Here is a 13,592-nt window from a genome sequence, read left to right on the forward strand (position 1 = left end):
AATGGACAGATGACCATAAGCGTTGCGCCCGGCCCTGATACACAGGAGGGCATCCGGACCGGCACAGCAGAGTCCACCGACTCCCTGACCGCCCCGGACATCCCCTGGAACCTGGTGATCTGGAACGATCCCGTCAACCTGATGAGTTACGTCAGCTACGTTTTCCAAAGCTACTTCGGCTACCCGGAAAGCAAAGCGAACAAGCTCATGATGGAAGTCCACAAGAAGGGCCGTTCCATCGTTGCTTCGGGCAGCAAGGAACAAGTGGAGCGCCACGCCGTGGCCATGCACGGGTTTGGGCTCTGGGCCACGGTGGAAAAAGCCAGCGGCGGCACCGGCGGCAGTTCAGGCAAGTCCGGCGGGCCGGGCCAAGGTAAGGGGAAGCGTGGCTAAGGCATTCAAATACGGGCTCAAAGGCATCACGGGCTACCTGGAACCTGCTGAACGGGACCTGCTCCGCAGCCTCATCGATGACGTCATCTCCATGCTCCAGCCCGAGGACCGCACGGGTCAGGACCCGCTGGCGGCCCTCATTGGCCTGGACATGGATGTGGCCGAACCCACGGACCGTGCCGTCAAGCGGCTGCTCCCCAACGTGGTGAAGGACGACGGCGCCGCGTCCCTTGAGTTCCGCCAGCTCACCGAGCGTTCACTGCGGGAAACAAAGATCGGCGCCCTCCGCGCGGCTGCTTTGGACCTGGACAAGGACGAGATCGTGCTGACGCCCGAGGGGGCCCGGCACTGGTCGATGGCGTTGAACGACGTGCGGTTGGTCCTGGCGGAGCGGCTGGACATCCGGGACGAGGCAGACGCCGAGCACGTCCACCGCATGCAGGACTGGTCCCAGGCCGAGGATGTGGAGAGCTACCTGGCGCTGGTGTACAACTTCACCACCTGGCTGCAGGAGTCACTGGTCCAGGCAATGCTGCAGTCCATGGAACCCCGGCGGTGAGCTCCCGCGGCCCGGGGGAGGCCGTGCGCTGTGACACACCAGACATGAGTTACCGGACACAAGATGATGGCTGACGGTTCCGGGACCCCCTATCCTCGAATAATCATGACAACAGCCCCGAGCATGGAACCACCGGCAGAAACGCAGCCTGACTCCGGCGAAGGCGAGCTGCCGGCCGCTGCCCCGGAAGCCCGCCCCATCGGCGTCTTCGATTCCGGTGTCGGCGGCCTCACCGTGGCCCGCTCCATCATTGACCAGCTTCCCAACGAGTCCATCCTCTATGTGGGGGACACCGCCCACGGGCCGTACGGCCCGCTTCCCATCGCCGAAGTGCGGGCCAACGCTCTGGGTGTGATGGACGAACTGGTGGACTCCGGCGTCAAGCTGCTCACCATCGCCTGCAACTCGGCGTCGGCCGCTGTCCTGCGGGACGCCCGGGAGCGCTACACCGCCAAGTACGGCATCCCGGTCATCGAGGTCATCCAGCCTGCCGTCCGGCGTGCCGTTGCCGCCACCCGCACCGGAAAGGTGGGCGTGATCGGCACGTCCGCAACCGTGGGGTCCCGCGCGTACGAGGACACCTTCGCCGCGGCGCCTGACCTGGACATCACGTCGGTGGCGTGCCCGGAGTTCGTCAGCTACGTGGAAGCCGGCATCACCACGGGCCCGGCGCTGCTCGCCGTCGCCGAGGAATACCTGGCACCGCTGAAGGCCGCCGGGGTGGACACCGTGGTCCTGGGCTGCACCCACTACCCGCTGCTGACGGGCGTCATCTCCTACGTCATGGGCGCCGACGTCACGCTGGTTTCCAGCGCGGAGGAGACCGCCAAGGACGTCTACCGCGCCCTGGCCACCCACAACCTGCAGCGCACCTCGGAGGCGCCGCCCGAGCACCACTTCGTCGCCACCGGTGACGCCGGGCAGTTCGAGGCGCTCGCCCGGCGGTTCCTGGGACCGGAAGTCTTGTCAGTCCGGCACGTGGACCATGTGGCCGCGCAGTACCCCACCGGCAGCCTGGCCCGGATCACCCCTGAGATGATCGCCGCCGCCCAAAGCGCGCGCAACCGTCCCCGGATCTCCAACTTCGTGGGCGGCGGTCTTGCCGGGGCGCGCCGCGGCGGAGGGTCCGCCCAGTGAAGCTGACCATCGTGGGATGCACGGGCTCATTCCCCGGACCCGGCTCCCCGGCGTCGTGCTACCTCCTGACCGCCACCGACGGCGAGCGGACCTGGAAGGTGGTAATGGACCTCGGCAGCGGGGCACTGGGGGCCATCCAGCGCTACACGGACCTGGAGGACATCGACGCGATCTTCCTCACCCACCTGCACCCTGACCACTGCATGGACCTGTGCGGGCTGCACGTTGCCATCCGCTGGAAGCCGGGCGGCTGGGGCCGTGGCCGGATCCCCGTGTGGGGGCCCGCCGCCACGGCGGACCGGATGGCCACCGCCTACGGCCTTCCCCTGGACCCGGGCATGCACGAAGAGTTCGACTTCACCAACTGGACCGAACGCGAACCCGTGACCGTGGGGCCGTTCACCATCACCCCGTTCGCCGTCAACCACCCCATCGAGGAGGCCTACGCCCTCCGGGTGGAAGTGGTGGAACCCGGCAAGGACGGCAGCCCGGTGTCCCGCGTCCTGACGTATTCCGGGGACACCGATTCCTGCGCCGGGCTCGAGGAAGCCGCCAAGGACGCGGACCTTTTCCTGTGCGAGGCGGCCTTCGAAGAGGGCCGTGATGACGGCATCAATGACGTCCACCTGACGGGCAAGCGGGCCGGGGAGGCCGCAGCGGCAGCCGGCGCGCGGCGGCTCTTGCTGACCCACATCCCGGTGTGGACGTCCCAGACCACCGTGATGGCCGAAGCCCGCCCGGTGTTTCCCGGCGATGTTGCGGTTGCGGTGGCGGGCGTGCACTACACCATCTAGCCGCGCGTATCCCGGCGCCTGGTTCCACGGCGCCTGCCTGCCGCGCGGGCACTCGATAAGCTAAAGGCATGACATCTGAAGCAACAGCAGTACCCATTGTGCGCGCCGACGGCCGCGCAGCCGACCAGCTCCGGCCCATCAGCATCACCCGCGGATGGTCCAACCAGGCTGAGGGATCGGCGCTGATCGAATTCGGCAACACCAGGGTCCTGTGCACGGCATCACTGACCGCCGGGGTCCCGCGCTGGCTCAAGGGCGAGGGCCGCGGCTGGGTCACGGCCGAGTACGCCATGCTGCCGCGCGCCACCAACACGCGTTCGGACCGCGAATCCGTCAAGGGAAAGATCGGCGGACGCACGCACGAGATCTCCCGCCTGATCGGGCGTTCGCTGCGCTCCATCATCGACACCAAGGCACTGGGCGAGAACACCATCGTGCTGGACTGCGACGTCCTGCAGGCCGACGGCGGCACCCGCACCGCAGCCATCACCGGCGCCTACGTAGCGCTTGCCGACGCCATCCGGTTTGCCCGCGACACCAAGCTCATCGCCAGGAATGCCCAGCCGCTCATCGACACGATTGCAGCAGTATCCGTGGGAATCATCGACGGCGTCCCCATGCTGGACCTGCCCTACGTGGAGGACGTCCGGGCGGAGACCGACATGAACGTGGTGGTCACCGGCTCCGGCAAGTTCGTCGAAGTGCAGGGCACTGCGGAGGGTGCGCCCTTCGACCGGGACGAGCTGAACCAGCTCCTGGACCTCGCGCTGCTGGGCACGGCCCAGCTGGCGGCCATCCAGCGCGAGACCCTCGCGGACACCCTGTGACCGGTGTGGCTCCCCGGCTGGTGCTCGCCACGCACAACAAAGGCAAACTCAGCGAACTCCGTGAGCTGCTGCGCGGACAGGTGCCAGGGCTCGATGTCGACACCCAGGTGGTGGACGCCGCCGCGGCGGGTGCGCCGGACGTCGTCGAGACCGGCGTGACGTTCGCCGAGAACTCCCTGCTGAAGGCGCGTGCGGTGGCCGGGGCTACCGGCCTGGTGGCCATCGCCGACGACTCCGGCCTGGCCGTGGACGTCATGGGCGGGGCCCCGGGCATCTTCTCCGCCCGCTGGGCGGGGCGGCACGGTGACGATGCCGCCAACCTGGAACTCCTGCTGAACCAGCTGTCCGATGTTCCCGACGAGCACCGCGGTGCCGCGTTTGTGTGCGCCGCCGCCCTGGCCATGCCCGCGGACGCGGAGGGCCCCGGGCGCGAGGTGGTGGAGTACGGGCAGCTGGAGGGCATCCTCCTGCGTGAACCGCGCGGTGCCGGTGGTTTCGGCTACGACCCCGTGCTGCAGCCGGCGGGCGAGGAACGCAGCTGCGCCGAGCTGTCCGCCGAGGAAAAGAACGCCATCAGCCACCGCGGCAAGGCCTTCCGGGCGCTGCTGCCGTCCATCGTGGCGGCACTGGAAGCCGCAGGCTAGGACAAGGCGCCGGGCCGCGGGAACCCGCACATCGGACCCAGCAAAAAAGGTGCGCACCCCGGCGGGGTGCGCACCTTTTTGGGTGTCGGGAGCGGGCGGAGGACTGCTACTCCGGCCGGCCGCGATGGATGTTCCGGGGAGTCTTCTGCTCCTCTTCCGGTTCGTGTTCCTCGATGTATTCGTCGACGGTGTCGGTGCCGTATGCCTTCGCCTGCCGCCGTGCGGACAGCCCGCGCAGGAGCTCGATGCCGATGGGGACCACCGAGACCAGCACGATGACGATGAAGATAATGTCAAGGTTGTCGCGGACCCACGGGACCTTGTCGCCCAGCAGGTAGCCGAGGAGCGTGACGCCGCCGCCCCACAGCACGGCGCCGATGACGTTGTAGATGAAGAACTTTCGCTTGCTCATTTGCGCCACGCCGACGATCACGGGCACGAAGGTACGGATGATAGGCACGAAGCGGGCCAGGATCAGTGCCTTGCCGCCGTGCTTTTCGAAGAACGCGTGGGCGCTCTCGACATTTTCGCGCTTGAACAGCTTGGAGTTGGGCCTGTTGAAGATGGCGGGGCCGGCCTTGGATCCGATCAGGTAGCCGGCCTGGTTGCCAATGATCGCGGACACCACGATCAACGCGGCGAACGCGAAGATGTTGAACTTGATGGTGCCCGTGGCCACCAGCAGGCCCGCCGTGAACAGCATGGAATCGCCCGGCAGGAAGAAACCGATGAGCAGGCCGGTCTCGGCGAAGATGATGCCGCACACCAGCAGGACCACCCAGGGGGCCAGCGCGGGATCGGCCAGGAAGACCTGGGGGTTCAGCCAATCGGGCAGGAAGGAAGCCATTTTCGGCTGGACCGGTCCCGCACCGCCCAGCATGGACACAGCGAGGTCATTCATCACAGGAAAGTTCACCCCTCAAGGGTACTTGACGGGCCTGTGCTCCCCGGGGCCGGGGGTCCGCGGCGGTAAGGTAGGGGCCGTGGGTTTGGACTTTACGGCGATCGACTTCGAAACGGCCAACGGCTTCCGTGGCTCCCCGTGCTCGGTGGGGCTGACCAAGGTGAGGGGAGGCCGGATCGTTGAGGAGGCCTCCTGGCTGATGCGTCCGCCGGCGGGATACGACTCCTTCGACCACAACAACGTCAGGATCCACGGCATCACTGCCGCTGACGTCGCCGGCGCGCCCCGCTTTGGCGACCTGTTCCCCGAAATCGGCGCATTTATCGGCGACGACGTGCTGGCCGCGCACAACGCCGCCTTCGACCTCGGCGTGATCCGCTCGGCGCTGGAAGTCTCCGGCCTGCCCGGCCCCGCCTATGACTACGTCTGCACCGTCATGCTGTCCCGTCGCTGCTATTCGCTGGTGTCCAATTCCCTGCCTTTCGCCGCCGAGGAAGCGGGCGTCCCGCTGGTCAACCACCACGACGCCGCGGAGGATGCCCGCGCCTGCGCCGGCATCCTCGTCGACATTGCCGGCCGCAACGGTGCCAACAGCATCGCCGAACTCTACCTGTCCCTGGGGCTGGCCATGCCACGGCAGCAGGCCTTCGACCCCGCCACGGACGACCTGTCCAAAGCCAGCCTTGCGGCGCTGGCAGGCAACTCCGGCAACGGGGCCACCCTGGTCCGCCGGTTCCAGTCCGGCTGGCCGGAGGAAGGACTGAACCCGGAGCCCAACCTTGACGCCGAGCCCGGGCACCCGTTGTACGCCCAGACGGTGGTGTTCACCGGGCAGCTCTCCATCAACCGTCCGGATGCCAAACTGCGGTCGGCCCGGTGCGGGGCGCGGACCGAGAGCCGGGTCACCGCGCGGACCACCGTCCTGGTGGTGGGGGACGGGTTCGTTGCCTCGGACCTTCGCTCGGGCAGGCTCACCGGCAAGGCGCGCCGGGTCCTGGAGCTTCACGACCGGGGGCAGGCCATTGAAGTGCTGTCCGAGGGGGAGTTCCTGCAGATGGTGGGCGGCGCGGATGCCCGGGGGCCGCTCGATGGTCCCGGGGAAGCCTGGGCCGGCGCCCGCGCACCCGCCGTCAGCGCCTGATCCCCGGGCGGGGGCTGCGCACAGTCATCCGGCGCAATAAAGCTTGGCCGCTCCGGCGGGTGGCTCCTACCCTTGCGGGATGGCCTCCCTGTTCACTTTCCCCAACCCCGTCAATGAATACGCCGCCCGCACCACGGCAGCGCTCGTGGTGCTGCTCGCCGTCGTCACCGCGGTGGCAAATTCAGGCTGGGGGCTGGCAGCGATCGCCGCCGGATTCTGGCTGCGGCTGCTCTTCGGCCCGCGGATTTCGCCCCTGGCGCTGCTGTCGGTCAAGGTGATCACCCCGCGGCTGGGAAAGGTGAAGCTGGTTTCCGGGCCGCCCAAGCGTTTCGCCCAGGGAATCGGTGCGGCAGTGTCCACCGGCGCGCTGCTCCTCTTCGCCGCCGGCGCGGCGCCGGAAGCCTGGACGCTGCTGGGCATCCTGGTGATTGCTGCCTCGCTGGAAGCCTTCGCGGGTTTCTGCCTGGGCTGCACCATCTTCGGGTTCCTGCAGCGCCGCGGAGTGATCCCGGAGGACGTCTGCGAAGCCTGCAATAACATCAGCCTTCGCCGGTCGTAACCTTCACCAGCTGATCGGCCATGCCGCGGACCACCTCCGGCGCTTCCAGGGACCCGAGCCACTGCGCCGGGAGGCAGTCCTCACCGTACAAGGCTCCCAGAATGTTTCCTGCCAGCGAACCCGCGGTATCGCTGGGGCCGCTGTGGTTCACGGCAACGGCCATGGCACGACGGAAATGGTCAACGGGCTGTGTGTCCGCCCCGTCGGCCGGGGCTGTGGCCATGACGGCATAAAGCGCGACGGCGAGGGCTTCCTCCGCTGTCCGGCCCCCGCCCAGCACCTGGAGCAGTTCTTCGGGCCCGACGAGCGCCTCGTCCGCAAGCCGGAGGGCCGCCTCAAGGCGTGCCGGCAGCTCCGGGGCGACGTCCACAAGGTCGCCGGCGTGCGCCGTAACCCCGGCGGCGGCGTCCCGCAGCCCCTCGCCGGACACCAGCCGGTGGATCAGGAGGCTGAAGATGCCCGCACTCTGCCGGGCTGAAGGGTGCCCGTGCGTCAGGGCGGCGGCATCGGCACTGAGCTTATAGACGGCGTCGGGCGTGATGTGCGGCACCAGCCCAAACGGTGCCGAACGCATCACCGTGCCGGCGCCCCTGGCTCCGGGGTTCACCGGGCGGCTGATGGTTCCCATTTCACCGCTGGCAAGCCCGGAAATGCATTCCTCCTCGGGGCGCCTGCGCTGCCGGAGCACCTCGTTGCCGTCGATCCAGCGGGGCTGGGGTGCCGGTGCGGACGGCCCGGCCTCCTCACCCTGGGTGGCCAGCCAGCGCAGGTACGCCAGCCAAAGGCAGGCGTTCACGTCCGCGCCCACGCCGGAGTTGGCCCATTCCAGCGCCTCCACCAGCCCATCCACCGTGTACAGGGTCAACTGGGTGTCGTCGGAAAAATGGCACGGGCCCTGCAGGTCCTCAAAGCCAGCCAGGCCCTGCGCCCCGAAGCGCTGCCGGATCGCCGCGATGGAATCGGATTCCACGGCGTAGCCCAGGGCGTCGCCCAGCGCCCCGCCCAGCAGGGAGCCGTGGATGCGGGACTTGAGGGTGGGCGCGGGGATGCCGTGGTCGAAGCTCATGGAGTAAATTTACCGTCCGCAGCCCGGAGGCCCGCGCTGCATACCGAGGTCCGGCAACCCGACAGACAGCTGCCGTCCAGCAAACGCACAGCCGGGACTGGCATACTGCTCGGGTTGCCCGGCGCCACCATCGACGGGAAGCGGCACATCGCTGGACGGCCGCGGCGCCCGAGCCACCCCGGCGGCCCGAACCCCAGACCCCCACAAGCAAAGGTCCCATCATGAGCACCCCTGTCCCAGCCCGCGACGCACTGCAGCCCGACGGCACGCCTGCCGCACCCACCGGCCTGCTGCCCCGCCTGGCGGCCGAGGCCTTTGGCAGCCTTTTCCTGGCGGTGGCCGGCCTGGGCGTGCCCCTGTTCAGCATTCCGCAGTCCAGCCCGGTCCCCTCCGCCCTCGCTGCCGGCCTGGCCGTTACCGCCGCCATGCTGGCCTTCGGACATATCTCCGGCGGCCACTTCAACCCTGCCGTCACCCTGGGGCACCTCCTGGCCGGGCGGATCCGGGCCGGCGCGGCCGCCGCCTACGCTGCCGCCCAGCTCGTCGGGGCCCTGGTGGGCGCCCTGGCCCTGTTCGGCATCCTGCGCACGCTGCCCAGCATCCCGGACAGCCGCACCGCCTTCGATACCGTGGCCGCGGGCTTCGGTGAGCACTCCATCATCCAGGCGCCCCTCGCCGCCGTCGTCCTCCTGGAACTGCTGGGTGCCGCCACCATCGTGGCTGTCTTCCTGGGAGCCGCCAGCCGTGAAGGAGGCGTCCGCACGGTGGCGCCCGTCGCCGTCGGCCTGTCATTTGCCGCCCTGCTGCAGGTGGGCCAGTCGGTGGGAAACCTGCCGTTCAACCCCGCACGTGCCGTTGCGTCCGCCGTCTTCAGCTCCGGCTGGGCCGTGGAGCAGCTCTGGGTCTTCCTGGTGGCGCCGCTGGCCGGCGCTGCCATCGCGGGGCTGGTGTTCCGGATCGGCGAGGTGACCGGTTCCCCTGCACCCGTTGCCGACGTGGAGGCTGCCCATGACACCGGCGCTGACGATGACGCCGATGATGACGCCGATGATGACGCCGATGATGACGCCGACGCTGTTGCCGTGAATGAGCCTGCCGCTGCGGCGGCTGCCCGCCAGGAGAAAGCCCGCGGTGTCAGCGAGGCACAGGAGTTCTTTGACGGCAAAAGGTCCTGAGCGCTGTTTGCCGCGGCGTTTTTCTGCACTGTCAGTGGCTGCCGATAGCTTAGGAACATGCGGTTACTTCACACCTCGGACTGGCACCTGGGCCGTTCCTTCCACGGCGTCGGAATGCTGGATGCCCAGCGGGCCTTCGTTGACCAGTTGGTGGCGGCGGTTGAGCGGGACAGCGTCGACGTCGTCCTGATCGCCGGCGACGTCTATGACCGGGCGCTCCCGGGCGTGGACGTGGTCCACCTCCTTGACGACGCCCTGGTCCGGCTCACTGCCGCAGGCGCGAAAGTGGTCCTCACCAGCGGCAACCACGACTCCGCCATCCGCCTGGGGTTCGCCTCCCGGCTGCTGGAACGCGGGGGAGTGCACCTGCGCACCAGGGTGGAGGACCTGGACCAGCCCCTGCTGCTGCCGCTGGGAACGGATGCGGCCGGGAAGGAGGCGACGCTGGCGCTCTACGGCATCCCGTGGCTTGAGCCCAGGATGGTCGCCGAACAGCTGGGGGTGGAAACGGCAAGCCATTTCGAGGTCACCCGCGCCGCGACCGGACTGATCCGGGAAGACATCGCCCGGCGCGCCGCGTCTGGCACCGTCCACTCAGTGGTCCTGGCCCATACCTTCGCCAGCGGAGGCATCAGTTCAGACAGCGAGCGGGACCTCAGTATTGGCGGCGTGGGAGCTGTTCCTTTGGACCTCTTCGACGGCTTCAGCTATACCGCGCTGGGCCACCTGCATGGCCGGCAGAAGCTGTCCGGTTCCGTCAGGTATTCGGGGTCGCCGCTGGCCTATTCCTTTTCGGAGTCCACGCACCAGAAGGGTGCCTGGCTGGTGGAGATCGGCCCGGAGGGCGTTGCGTCGGTGGCGGAAGTCCTCTGGGAGGCCCCGCGTTCGCTGGCCGTTCTCCGCGGACCGCTGGAGGACCTCCTGGGGGATCCGGCCCATGCCTGGGCTGAAGCCGCCTATTGCCAGGTCACCCTTACCGATTCCCAGCGCCCCACCCGTGCGATGGAACGGCTGCGCGCCAGGTTCCCTGACACGCTGGTCCTTGCCTTTGATCCCCAGGGCGCCACTGCCGCCACGGAGGCCAGCTACAGCAGCAGGCTTGCAGGCGCCCCGGACGACCTCGCCGTCTGCTGCGGGTTCCTGGACCACGTGCGGGGAAGGAGCGCCGACCCGGCGGAAAGGACCGCGCTCGCGGCCGCGCTGGAGAACGTCAGGCTCCTGGAGGTGTCGCGGTGAGGATCCACCATCTGCGCATTTCGGCGTTCGGGCCCTTTGCCGGAACCGAGGACATCGATTTTGAGCGGCTCAGCGCACACGGACTGTTCCTGCTGAACGGGCCCACCGGCGCCGGCAAGACCAGCGTGCTTGATGCCATCTGCTTTGCGCTCTACGGCTCCGTTCCGGGGGCACGGCAGGACGGCAAGCGGCTGCGCAGCGACCATGCCGAGCCCGGGCAGGACCCCGCCGTCACCTGTGAATTTTCCGCCCAGGGCCGCCGCTTCGAAGTGACCCGGTCCCCGGCGTGGGAGAAGCCCAGTACCCGCGGGAAGAACGGCTTCACGGTCCAGCAGGCCAAGACGCTGCTCCGCGAACGGGTGGGCGGGGCCTGGGTGGAGAAGTCTGCCCGCAATGATGAAGCGGGCGCGGAGATCATGGCCTTGTTGGGCATGGACCGCGAACAGTTCACCCGGGTGGTGATGCTGCCGCAGGGTGATTTCGCTGCCTTCCTTCGCTCCAAGGCTGCTGACCGGCTGGACCTGCTGCAGAAGCTTTTCGGTACCCAGAGGTTTGAAGCCCTGGAACAGGAACTGTCACGGCAGGCCGCCGCCGCGCGGGAGGACGTGGCCGTGCTGTCCGGCCAACTCGGCATCCTGGCCGCGCGTGCCGAAACCGAGGCCGCCCCGCTCCAGCTTCCCGAGGAGGAGGCGCCGCCGGCGGACGACATTCCCCGCCGCCTTGATTGGCTGCAGGCGTCTGCTGCCGTGCGCCTGGCGGAACTCACGGAGCGGGCCGCCGCCGCTGAGGCTGTGAACCAGGCGCGCCGCACAGAGGCTGAGCAGGAGGCTGCCCGCCATGAACGGCACCGCAAACTCGCAGCCGCGACAGCACGGCAAAAGGCCGTCGAGGCAGGGGCGGCGCAGCGGGAACAAACCAGCGCCCGGCTTGGGCGGCACCGCCAGGCAGAGGTTCTTCACGGGCAACTGCAGGCTGTGGACGCTGCAGCTGCCAAAGTCCGTGCCGCCGCCGCGGCCGCCGAATCAGCCATGACGTTGCTCCGCCTGGCCGCCGGGGACGGCGGCGAACTGGCCCAGCTCGGCAGTGGACCGGCAGAGAGTGCCGATGCCAGCCCCGGAACCGCAAAAGACGCCTGGGGGAGCATGCCGGGGGCTCCGGAGGAACTGGGCCGCCTGCGATCGCTGCTGGCCGTCGTCGAGGCACGGCTGCCCGACGAGGACAGGTTCCAGGAGCTGCGGAAGCGGCACCAAGGCCTCACCGGCAGGCTGGGTGAGCTGGAGCTCGCCGTGGAGACACTGGGCCGGCGCACCGAGCGCCTGGTGGCGGAACGCGAACAGCTGGCCAACGGCATGGACCAGCTGGAGGCGCGTTCGGTGGAAGCTGCGCTGCGGCGCAAGGAAGCTGCTGCGGCGGCGGAGCTGCTGGACGTCGTCCGGCGGCACGGGACAGCCATCGAACGCAGGGACCGGGTCAAGAGCCGCCACGGCGACTCGCGGGAGAACCTCCTCGAGGCCAAACGCCGCTGGCTGGACCTGCGGGAGGAACGGCTGGCCAACGCTGCATCGGAACTGGCAGCGGGGCTGGTTGCCGGGGAACCCTGCCCCGTCTGCGGAAGCGGACATCATCCCGGCCCGGCGGATGCGGGAACCGGAGGCCCGGCCCTGGCCCAGGATGAGGAACGGGCCCACGGTCTGTACGAAGCCGCCGAGGCAGCCCATGCCCTGGTTGCCGCAGACCTTGCCGAGGCAGAGCAGGCAGTGGCGGTCCTCGCCGGTCAAGGTGGGACTACCCCCGTGCAGGAGGCCCGCTCCGGCGCGGAGGAGGCCCTTGCTGCGGCGGCGGACGCCGAGCAGGCTGCGGAGGAGCTGCAGGACAGGCGGCAGCGGCTGGACGCCCTGGACGCCGGCCTTACCCAGGCGCGGGCCACGCTGTCCGAAACGGAAGTGGAGCTGTCCCGGACGGCAGCGTCCCTTGCCGACCTGGCCGAACAGATTGCGTCGCTGGACACGGCGCTTACCGGCCTCCGGGGCGGCCACCGCAGCCTGGAACGCCGGCTGCGGGCACTTGAGGAGGCCGTGGCTGTACTGGACAAAGCCGTCGAAGCGCAGGCGCGGCTGGATATGGCCCGGCTGCAGGCCGCCGAAGCACAGGAACACCTGGAACTGGCCCTGCCAGATGCCGGCTTCGCAAGCGCCGACGATGCCCGCAGCCAGCTCCTCGGGCCCGCTGAACTGGCAGCCCTCGAGTCCGCCGTCCGTGCAGCCCAGGACGAGGCAGCCCGCGTGGCAGGGCTGTTTGAGTCGGAGGACATTGTGCTCGCCCTGGACGAAGCCGCCGGCGGCTTCACAGCGGATGAGGAGCGGCTGGCGGCGCTGCGCCTGGACGCGGCGACAGCCAGGAATGAGGCACGGGAAGCCGATCTGGCTGCCGGCATGGCTGCCCGCTGCCTGGCGTCGTTGAAGTCCATCGCCGCCGAATATGCAGCGCTGGCCGGCTCCTCGCGCGAGCCGGCGGAGCGTGCGCAGATGCTTGCCGGGTTGGCCGATGCCGCCGCTGGCCGGGGCGAAAACACTTACCGGATGAGCCTGACCAGCTACGTGCTGGCCGCGCGGCTGGAGCAGGTGGCCCTCGCGGCCTCCGAACGCCTGGTGGCCATGAGCGACGGCCGCTATCTTCTCCAGCACACTGACGCCAAGGCAGCCCGCGGAGCAAAGTCAGGGCTGGGCCTGGAAGTAGTGGACCAGTGGACGGGATTCCGCCGGGACACCTCCACGCTGTCCGGAGGCGAATCCTTCATGGCCTCCCTCTCGCTGGCCCTGGGGCTCGCGGACGTGGTCCAGCAGGAATCCGGGGGCGTGGAAATCGAAACCCTGTTCGTTGACGAGGGCTTCGGGAGCCTGGACGACCAGTCCCTGGAGCAAGTCATGGATGCCCTCGAAGGACTCCGCGACGGCGGGAGGGTCGTGGGACTGGTCAGCCACGTGGCCGAAATGAAACAGCGGATCGGCACCCAGCTGCAGGTGGTCAAGAACCGGAACGGCTCAACCCTGCGGATCTCCGAAAGCCTCGACGCCCTCCTCTGACCAACCCCTGCCTATCCTCTGCGCAACCCCTGACGGGGGCCGATATACTGATCGGTGTTACCGGGTTGCGCGCA

At 68.9% G+C, this 13,592-nt stretch carries 13 protein-coding genes; 11 read left to right on the forward strand and 2 right to left on the reverse strand.

The genetic code is table 11. The features are described 5' to 3' along the window. The first annotated feature begins 9 nt into the window (after nt 1–9). From clpS to rdgB, 6 genes are all read left to right on the forward strand, one after another. Complete coding sequence (gene clpS, locus PUN51_RS13320; protein ID WP_159631668.1) at nt 10–393, forward strand: ATP-dependent Clp protease adapter ClpS; 384 nt, start codon at nt 10–12, stop codon at nt 391–393. Next, complete coding sequence (locus PUN51_RS13325; RefSeq protein WP_224026455.1) at nt 386–952, forward strand: DUF2017 domain-containing protein; 567 nt, start codon at nt 386–388, stop codon at nt 950–952. The genes clpS and PUN51_RS13325 overlap by 8 nt, the downstream gene beginning before the upstream one ends. A 105-nt stretch (nt 953–1,057) precedes the next feature. Continuing rightward, nucleotides 1,058–2,089, forward strand: coding sequence for a glutamate racemase (gene murI / locus PUN51_RS13330; RefSeq protein WP_374114947.1), 1,032 nt, complete (start codon nt 1,058–1,060; stop codon nt 2,087–2,089). Then, the gene (locus tag PUN51_RS13335; RefSeq protein ID WP_159631670.1) at nt 2,086–2,883 is read left to right on the forward strand and encodes an MBL fold metallo-hydrolase; all 798 of its coding nucleotides are present in this window, start codon (nt 2,086–2,088) and stop codon (nt 2,881–2,883) included. The genes murI and PUN51_RS13335 overlap by 4 nt, the downstream gene beginning before the upstream one ends. Before the next feature lie 68 nt (nt 2,884–2,951). Further along, entirely contained in the window at nt 2,952–3,710 is a 759-nt protein-coding gene (gene rph, locus PUN51_RS13340; protein ID WP_159631671.1) for a ribonuclease PH, read from the forward strand. Then, nucleotides 3,707–4,354: an RdgB/HAM1 family non-canonical purine NTP pyrophosphatase gene (gene rdgB / locus PUN51_RS13345; RefSeq protein ID WP_275181277.1), complete on the forward strand. Its 648-nt coding sequence runs from the start codon at nt 3,707–3,709 to the stop codon at nt 4,352–4,354. Before rph ends, rdgB begins: the two co-directional genes overlap by 4 nt. A 106-nt stretch (nt 4,355–4,460) precedes the next feature. Here the strand turns inward: rdgB and PUN51_RS13350 are convergent, their stop codons facing one another. Next, nucleotides 4,461–5,255: a VTT domain-containing protein gene (locus PUN51_RS13350; RefSeq protein WP_159635376.1), complete on the reverse strand. Its 795-nt coding sequence runs from the start codon at nt 5,253–5,255 to the stop codon at nt 4,461–4,463. An 82-nt stretch (nt 5,256–5,337) separates the two neighbouring features. Between PUN51_RS13350 and PUN51_RS13355 the strand changes: the two genes are divergently transcribed. Beyond that, nucleotides 5,338–6,399 carry an exonuclease domain-containing protein gene (locus PUN51_RS13355; RefSeq protein ID WP_275181278.1) on the forward strand — a complete coding sequence of 354 codons (1,062 nt, stop codon included), beginning with the start codon at nt 5,338–5,340 and terminating at the stop codon, nt 6,397–6,399. Between the two features lie 79 nt (nt 6,400–6,478). Beyond that, nucleotides 6,479–6,958 carry a DUF4395 domain-containing protein gene (locus PUN51_RS13360; protein ID WP_275181279.1) on the forward strand — a complete coding sequence of 160 codons (480 nt, stop codon included), beginning with the start codon at nt 6,479–6,481 and terminating at the stop codon, nt 6,956–6,958. Here PUN51_RS13360 and PUN51_RS13365 read toward each other — a convergent pair. Further along, complete coding sequence (locus PUN51_RS13365; protein ID WP_275181280.1) at nt 6,939–8,024, reverse strand: ADP-ribosylglycohydrolase family protein; 1,086 nt, start codon at nt 8,022–8,024, stop codon at nt 6,939–6,941. The two genes, PUN51_RS13360 and PUN51_RS13365, sit on opposite strands and share 20 nt — an antisense overlap. 221 nt (nt 8,025–8,245) lie before the next feature. Here PUN51_RS13365 and PUN51_RS13370 point away from each other — a divergent pair, with 221 nt between their 5' ends. The 3 genes from PUN51_RS13370 to PUN51_RS13380 are packed head-to-tail and all read left to right on the forward strand — an operon-like array spanning nt 8,246 to nt 13,518. Further along, nucleotides 8,246–9,199 (forward strand): MIP/aquaporin family protein, encoded by a 954-nt coding sequence (locus PUN51_RS13370; protein ID WP_275181281.1) that lies wholly within the window; start codon nt 8,246–8,248, stop codon nt 9,197–9,199. Nucleotides 9,200–9,256: 57 nt separating this feature from the next. Then, nucleotides 9,257–10,435 (forward strand): exonuclease SbcCD subunit D, encoded by a 1,179-nt coding sequence (locus PUN51_RS13375; protein WP_275181282.1) that lies wholly within the window; start codon nt 9,257–9,259, stop codon nt 10,433–10,435. Next, complete coding sequence (locus PUN51_RS13380) at nt 10,432–13,518, forward strand: AAA family ATPase (RefSeq protein ID WP_275181283.1); 3,087 nt, start codon at nt 10,432–10,434, stop codon at nt 13,516–13,518. The genes PUN51_RS13375 and PUN51_RS13380 overlap by 4 nt, the downstream gene beginning before the upstream one ends. Nucleotides 13,519–13,592 lie beyond the last annotated feature (74 nt).

Origin of the sequence: Arthrobacter sp. NQ4 (assembly GCF_029077345.1) — a bacterium.
Classification (GTDB): Bacteria; Actinomycetota; Actinomycetes; order Actinomycetales; family Micrococcaceae; genus Arthrobacter.

Excerpts from the sequence above, each read along its gene's own strand:
- clpS (WP_159631668.1), top strand. The coding sequence starts at position 10 with ATGACCATAAGCGTTGCGCCCGGCCCTGATACACAGGAGGGCATCCGG.
- murI (WP_374114947.1), top strand. The coding sequence starts at position 1,058 with ATGACAACAGCCCCGAGCATGGAACCACCGGCAGAAACGCAGCCTGAC.
- rph (WP_159631671.1), top strand. The coding sequence starts at position 2,952 with ATGACATCTGAAGCAACAGCAGTACCCATTGTGCGCGCCGACGGCCGC.
- PUN51_RS13350 (WP_159635376.1), bottom strand. The coding sequence starts at position 5,255 with ATGAATGACCTCGCTGTGTCCATGCTGGGCGGTGCGGGACCGGTCCAG.
- PUN51_RS13360 (WP_275181279.1), top strand. The coding sequence starts at position 6,479 with ATGGCCTCCCTGTTCACTTTCCCCAACCCCGTCAATGAATACGCCGCC.
- PUN51_RS13365 (WP_275181280.1), bottom strand. The coding sequence starts at position 8,024 with ATGAGCTTCGACCACGGCATCCCCGCGCCCACCCTCAAGTCCCGCATC.
- PUN51_RS13370 (WP_275181281.1), top strand. The coding sequence starts at position 8,246 with ATGAGCACCCCTGTCCCAGCCCGCGACGCACTGCAGCCCGACGGCACG.
- PUN51_RS13375 (WP_275181282.1), top strand. The coding sequence starts at position 9,257 with ATGCGGTTACTTCACACCTCGGACTGGCACCTGGGCCGTTCCTTCCAC.